This window comes from Actinoplanes sp. NPDC048791, from assembly GCF_040650095.1.
Classification (GTDB): Bacteria; Actinomycetota; Actinomycetes; order Mycobacteriales; family Micromonosporaceae; genus Actinoplanes.
Genome location: NZ_JBEZGQ010000494.1, coordinates 1 through 6,176, shown reverse-complemented (window position 1 = coordinate 6,176; position 6,176 = coordinate 1). Strand labels below are relative to the sequence as shown.

Here is a 6,176-nt window from a genome sequence, read left to right as displayed (position 1 = left end):
AGGACGCCGGGCAGCCGCCTCAGCGCCGGGCAGCCGACTGAGGCCGAGGCCAAGGCCGAGGCCGAGAGCAAGAAGCGACGCCGGCGCCGGCTCTTCGTGGCCGGGATCTCCGTGGCCGCCGCCGTCATCGTCATCGTGCTCTGCGCCGGTGGGCTCGCCGTGCTGCGGGCCGTCTCCGGATTCCGGGACGACGCCGCCGATGCTCGGGAGGATCGGCGGCTTCGCGACGGCGCCTGCCTCGAGCTCGAAGATCGGCTCAACCGGCTCGTTCCGCCCGGCGCCACCGCCACCCCGCAGGCGCGGGCCGTCGCGGTCCGGGATGAGAACGCCGCCACCCGGATCTATGTCGGGCGGTTGGACGATCAGCGGGTCGAGGACAGCTGGCGGGAGCTGCTCGATGCGCGTACCGCCTTCGCCGAGGCGCTTGATGCGCAGGTCAAGTCCCGTACCCCGGCGTTTTTTGTAGCTCCCGCGCCCCGCGACGGGGTCTCGCTGACCGATCAGCTGGCCCGGTGGTCGCCCGCCGCCTGCGCCGGGCCGATCCGCCGACTCGCCGCGCCCGACCTGTAGCCGGTGGTAAGCCTTCCCTTACACGGCAGGAAGCTGACCTTCGTTGTAACGTGTGCCACACATTGCGGACGCACACCCCAAACAGGCGCGCCCGCCGGCAGATGCAGGCCACTGTCAGCACCGTCAGGGAGACGTCAATGACGACGACGGCAACGAGGTCGGATCCGGGGCGCTCGCGCGCTGCGATCGCGGCGAAGACGTTGCGTACGGACCGGTGGTGGTTCCCACCGCTGATCACCTTCGTGGGGTTGTCGGCGTGGGTGATCTACGCCACCGTCCGCGTGTTCATGCACAAGTGGTACTTCATCGAGGAGCACCACTACCTCACCCCGTTCTACTCACCGTGTCTGACCGACCGGTGCGTCGAGGGGTCGGCCTTGTTCGGCACTCCGCTGCCCAGCTTCTGGCTCCTGCCGGAAGCGGCGCTCACTCTGCCGTTCCTGCTGCTCTTCCGCCTCACCTGCTACTACTACCGCAAGGCCTACTACCGGGCCTTCTGGTTGTCGCCGCCGGCCTGTGCCGTCCCCGACGCGCACGAGAAGTACACCGGTGAGACGCGGTTCCCGCTGATCTTCCAGAACCTGCACCGGTACGCGTTCTACGCCGCCGGCATCATCTCCGTCATCAACACCTGGGACGCGATCATCGCCTTCCGGTCCGGTGACGAGTTCGGCTTCGGGCTGGGCAACGTCATCCTGGTCGGCAACGTGGTGATGCTGTGGGCGTACACGTTGTCCTGCCACTCCTGCCGGCACATCGCCGGCGGCCGGTTGAAGCACTTCTCCAAGCACCCGGTGCGGTACCGCTTCTGGACCTTCGTGTCGAAGCTCAACGCCCGGCACATGCTGCTCGCGTGGATCACGCTGGGCACCCTCGCCCTGACCGACTTCTACATCATGGCGCTCGCGGCCGGCTGGTGGCCCGACCTGCGCTTCATCAACTAGAGGGCCCCCCATGACAACCCGAATCGAACGACACCACTACGACGTCGTCGTGATCGGCGCCGGTGGCGCCGGGCTGCGGGCGGCCATCGAGGCCCGGCTCGCCGGCAAGCGCACCGCGATCATCTCCAAGTCGCTGTTCGGCAAGGCGCACACGGTCATGGCCGAGGGTGGCGCGGCCGCGGCCATGGGCAACGTGAACAGCCGCGACAACTGGATGGTGCACTTCCGCGACACCATGCGCGGCGGCAAGTTCCTGAACAACTTCCGGATGGCCGAGCTGCACGCCAAGGAGGCGCCGGAGCGGATCTGGGAGCTGGAGACCTACGGTGCGCTGTTCGACCGCACCAAGGACGGCAAGATCTCCCAGCGCAACTTCGGCGGCCACGAGTATCCGCGGCTCGCGCACGTCGGCGACCGGACCGGCCTGGAGCTGATCCGCACCCTGCAGCAGAAGATCGTCTCGCTGCAGCAGGAGGACTTCGCGGAGACCGGCAACTACGACGCCAAGATCCGGGTCTTCTCCGAGACCACGATCACCGAGCTGCTGCTCGAGGGCGACCGGATCGCCGGGGCGTTCGGCTACTACCGCGAGTCCGGCGAGTTCATCCTGCTCGAGGCGCCCGCGGTCGTGCTGGCCACCGGCGGCGTCGGCCGCTCGTACAAGGTGACCTCGAACTCGTGGGAGTACACCGGGGACGGGCACGCGCTGGCCCTGCGGTCCGGCGCCACGCTGATCAACATGGAGTTCCTGCAGTTCCACCCGACCGGCATGGTGTGGCCGCCCAGCGTCAAGGGCATCCTGGTCACCGAGTCGGTCCGCGGTGACGGCGGCGTGCTCAAGAACACCGACGGCAAGCGGTTCATGTTCAACTACGTCCCCGACGTCTTCCGCAAGCAGTACGCGGAGACCGAGGAGGAGGCGGACCGCTGGTACAAGGACCCGGACAACAACCGGCGCCCGCCCGAGCTGCTGCCCCGCGACGAGGTCGCCCGGGCGATCAACAGCGAGGTCAAGGCCGGCCGGGGTACGAAGGCCGGCGGCGTCCTGCTCGACATCGCCAGCCGGCTCCCCGCCGAGGAGGTCCAGCGGCGGCTGCCGTCGATGTACCACCAGTTCAAGGAGCTGGCGGACGTCGACATCACCAAGGAGCCGATGGAGGTCGGACCGACCTGTCACTACGTGATGGGTGGCGTCGAGGTCGACCCCGACTCGGCGGCGGCGTTCGGCCGGGTCGAGGGCCTGTTCGCGGCCGGTGAGGTCTCCGGCGGCATGCACGGCTCCAACCGGCTCGGCGGCAACTCGCTCTCCGACCTGCTGGTGTTCGGCAAGCGCGCCGGTGAGCACGCGGCCGCGTACGCCGACGCGCTGGCCAAGCGGCCCAAGGTCGCCACCGGTGACGTGGAGCAGGCCGTGGACGCCGCGCTGGCCCCGCTGAGCCGGGAGAACGGCGAGAACCCGTACACGTTGCAGCAGGACCTGCAGGCCGTGATGGGCGACCTGGTCGGCATCATCCGCCGCGAGGGCGAGCTGACCGACGCGCTCAAGCGGCTCCAGGAGCTGAAGCTGCGGGTAGCCAACGTCGGCGCGGCCGGCGGGCGCAAGTACAACCCGGGCTGGCACCTCGCGCTGGACCTGCGCAACATGCTCATCGTCTCCGAGTGCACCGCGAAGGCGGCGCTGGAGCGTGAGGAGTCCCGCGGCGGGCACACCCGGGAGGACTTCCCGAAGATGAGCCCGCAGTGGCGGCTCGTCAACCTGGTCTGCTCCCTCGACGAGGCGGGCGACGTGCACCTGGAACGTAAACCGGTGCCGGCGATGCGCACGGAGCTGATCCAGCTCTTCGAGCGCAGCGAGCTGAGCAAGTACATGACCGACGAAGAGCTCACGGAGGTGGAGTGATGAAGCGTCACTTTCGGGTGTGGCGGGGCGACGCGTCGGGCGGTGACCTCCAGGAGTTCGACGTCGAGGTGAACGAGGGTGAGGTCGTCCTCGACATCATCCACCGGCTCCAGGCCACCGAGACCCCGGACCTGGCCTGCCGCTGGAACTGCAAGGCCGGCAAGTGCGGGTCCTGCTCGATGGAGATCAACGGCAAGCCCCGGCTGGGTTGCATGACGCGGATGTCCACCTTCGAGGAGGACGAGACCGTCACGATCACGCCGCTGCGCACGTTCCCGATCATCCGGGACCTGGTCACCGACGTCTCGTTCAACTACGAGAAGGCCCGCGAGACGCCGGCGTTCGCGCCGCCGGCCGGGGTGAAGCCGGGCGACTACCGGATGAAGCAGATCGACGTGGAACGCTCGCAGGAGTTCCGCAAGTGCATCGAGTGCTTCCTGTGCCAGAACACCTGCCACGTGGTGCGCGACCACGAGGAGAACAAGCCGGCGTTCTCCGGTCCGCGCTACTTCATCCGCGCCGCCGAGCTGGACATGCACCCGCTCGACGACCGGACGGACCGCAAGAACTACTCCCAGGAGCACCAGGGCCTGGGCTACTGCAACATCACCAAGTGCTGCACCGAGGTCTGCCCGGAGCACATCAAGATCACCGACAACGCGATCATCCCGATGAAGGAACGGGTCGTGGACAACCGCTACGACCCGCTCGTCTGGCTGGGCCGCAAGATCTTCCGCCGGGACCAGCTCGAGAGCACCCCGGCCCACGCCGGCGGTGGCCGCAGTAACGGCGGCTCCGGCGGCGACTCGATGGCGCCGAGCAACACCGAGGGTGTCACCGGGGTGGCGTCCGGGCTCGGGCCGTCCGCCGCGCGCCTGCCGGAGGGGCCGGCGGTCAACGCCGACGGCCGGCTGGACGTGGCCGAACTGTTGTCGCACCAGGCCGGCGGGCCGTCGCCGTTCGGCGACGACCAGGAGTTCCCGCTGCGCGAGGACGGCATCACCTACCGGCATCCGGAGCAGGGCAAGAGCTGAGCAGCGTCACGAACGGCCCGCCTCCCCGGCGGGCCGTTCTGCTTGTCCGCCCTCGCCCGCCGCGTCGGCCAGCGCGGCCGACAACAACGCCCGCGCGGTCCAGCTCATCCGTCCGGGAATCTCCGACCGGGGCACCCCGGCGACGTCGGTGAGCCAGACGAGCGACTCGATCCCCGTGGCCGCCCTGATGGCAACAGCCAGCCGGGAGACGTCCAGGCCCGGGTGGGTGTCGCGCAGCGGGACCAGCGCGTCCTCGATCCAGCCGATGGCCCGGCCCTGCCGGAGCGCGGGCCCTTCGCCGTCGGTCGGGGCAGTCAGCGACAGCCGCAGGGCCGCGCGGAGTTGCGGCTCCCATTCGAGGACGATGCGCGCGAACTCGGCCATGGTCAGGTCGAGCCGGGCGACGGGATCCTGCGGGGCGTCCGCGGGCAGCAGTGAGTGCTGCATGGTCTCCGGATGGGCAGCCAGCACCAGGCTCCGCTGATTGGGGAAATAGCGGTACGCCGTCGTCCGCGAGACGCCGGCAGCCTCGGCGACCTCTTCCACGGTCGGCTCCGGCGCACCGCCCCGCAGCAGCTCACGGGCGGCTTTGATCAGCGCTTCCCGGGTCCGGAGTTTCTGCCGTGATCGTCCGGTCGACTCATATGGTACTGGCATACCTTGATGGTACCGTCGTCCCACGAAGCCTACCCACTCGCGAGGTGCGCCATGAGCCACGACCCCGTCGTCACCAATTCCGACCTCTACCGCGTGGTGATGGAGAACGATCGCGTTCGCGTCCTCGCCTATACCGACCGGCCCGGCGACCGCACCACCCCGCACCGGCACCCGGACAGCGTCATGGTGACTTTGAGCGGCTTCCGGCGGTCGCTGTCCTCCGGCGGACGCGAGGTGCAGGTCGAGCTGGAGGCCGGCGAGGTGCGCTGGCTCGCCGCTCAGGAGCATTCCGGGGCGAACATCGGCGACACCGAGTGCCGGACCATCTTCATCGAGCTCAAGGAGCCGGCTCCGGGCGACGGGCAGCCACCGACCGGCGAGCAGCCGCTGGGGCCGGCCTCCTCATGAGGGCGGCCTCAGAAACGCCGTGACGAGCTCCACGAACCGCTCGGGATCGTCGAGCCACGGCTGGTGGCCCGCTCCCGGCTGCACGGCCAGGGTGGCGTCCGGGAAGAGCGCGGCATGCTCGGCGACCGCGGGCGGCGGGCTGTTCAGGTCGACCTCGCCGGCCAGCAGCAGCACCGGTGCCGCGAAGGTCGCCAGGGCCGCCCGGGTCGCCTCCGGCGTGAACGCGCCGTCCGCCGCGAAAGCCTCGACGACGGCCAGGTTCATCCGCTTGCTCGACTCCGCGTAGTGCTGCTGCGCCGCCGCGTCCCAGCGGCCGTACCGCTGCGGGGTGAGGGCTTCCCAGTCGGCGTCCGTGGCCAGGCCCGCCCCGATCGCGGCCAGGGCCGCGGCAGCGGCCGGGTACCACGGCTCGTCCTTGCGCAGCTGTGCGGTCGCGCGGCGCAGCTCGGCGGACACGACGATGCCGACGCCGATGAGGCTCGGAGTGATCAGGACCAGCTTGCTGACCGCGTCCGGATGGCGGGCCGCGTACTGCACTGCCAGGTTGGTGCCGCCGGAATGGCCAAGCAGGTCCATCTTGCTCAGGCCGAGGTGCTCGCGCAGGGCTTCGACGTCGGCGACCTGACGGTCGCAGCGGTACGACCCGGCGTCCGCCGGGGTCGC

7 protein-coding genes are annotated in these 6,176 nt (G+C 69.8%); 5 read left to right on the top strand and 2 right to left on the bottom strand.

The features are described 5' to 3' along the window. The 4 genes from AB0C29_RS29020 to AB0C29_RS29005 form a co-directional block, all read left to right on the top strand. The coding region (locus AB0C29_RS29020; RefSeq protein WP_360826527.1) for a hypothetical protein at positions 1-570 on the top strand (570 nt) is incomplete at its 5' end. A 137-nt stretch (positions 571-707) separates the two neighbouring features. Next, on the top strand, positions 708-1,514 hold the full coding sequence (locus AB0C29_RS29015; RefSeq protein ID WP_360826524.1) for a hypothetical protein: 807 nt from the start codon (positions 708-710) through the stop codon (positions 1,512-1,514). Between the two features lie 10 nt (positions 1,515-1,524). Beyond that, entirely contained in the window at positions 1,525-3,414 is a 1,890-nt protein-coding gene (locus AB0C29_RS29010; RefSeq protein WP_360826521.1) for a fumarate reductase/succinate dehydrogenase flavoprotein subunit, read from the top strand. Then, positions 3,414-4,448, top strand: a complete 1,035-nt coding sequence (locus AB0C29_RS29005; RefSeq protein ID WP_360826518.1) for a succinate dehydrogenase/fumarate reductase iron-sulfur subunit — start codon at positions 3,414-3,416, stop codon at positions 4,446-4,448. Before AB0C29_RS29010 ends, AB0C29_RS29005 begins: the two co-directional genes overlap by 1 nt. Before the next feature lie 6 nt (positions 4,449-4,454). Here AB0C29_RS29005 and AB0C29_RS29000 read toward each other — a convergent pair whose 3' ends face one another. Next, positions 4,455-5,105, bottom strand: coding sequence for a helix-turn-helix domain-containing protein (locus AB0C29_RS29000; RefSeq protein ID WP_360826515.1), 651 nt, complete (start codon positions 5,103-5,105; stop codon positions 4,455-4,457). Between the two features lie 51 nt (positions 5,106-5,156). Between AB0C29_RS29000 and AB0C29_RS28995 the strand changes: the two genes are divergently transcribed. Next, positions 5,157-5,513 carry a cytoplasmic protein gene (locus tag AB0C29_RS28995; protein WP_360826513.1) on the top strand — a complete coding sequence of 119 codons (357 nt, stop codon included), beginning with the start codon at positions 5,157-5,159 and terminating at the stop codon, positions 5,511-5,513. Here the strand turns inward: AB0C29_RS28995 and AB0C29_RS28990 are convergent. Next, on the bottom strand, positions 5,508-6,176 hold a 669-nt coding region (locus tag AB0C29_RS28990; RefSeq protein ID WP_360826510.1), incomplete at its 5' end, for an alpha/beta hydrolase. The two genes, AB0C29_RS28995 and AB0C29_RS28990, sit on opposite strands and share 6 nt — an antisense overlap.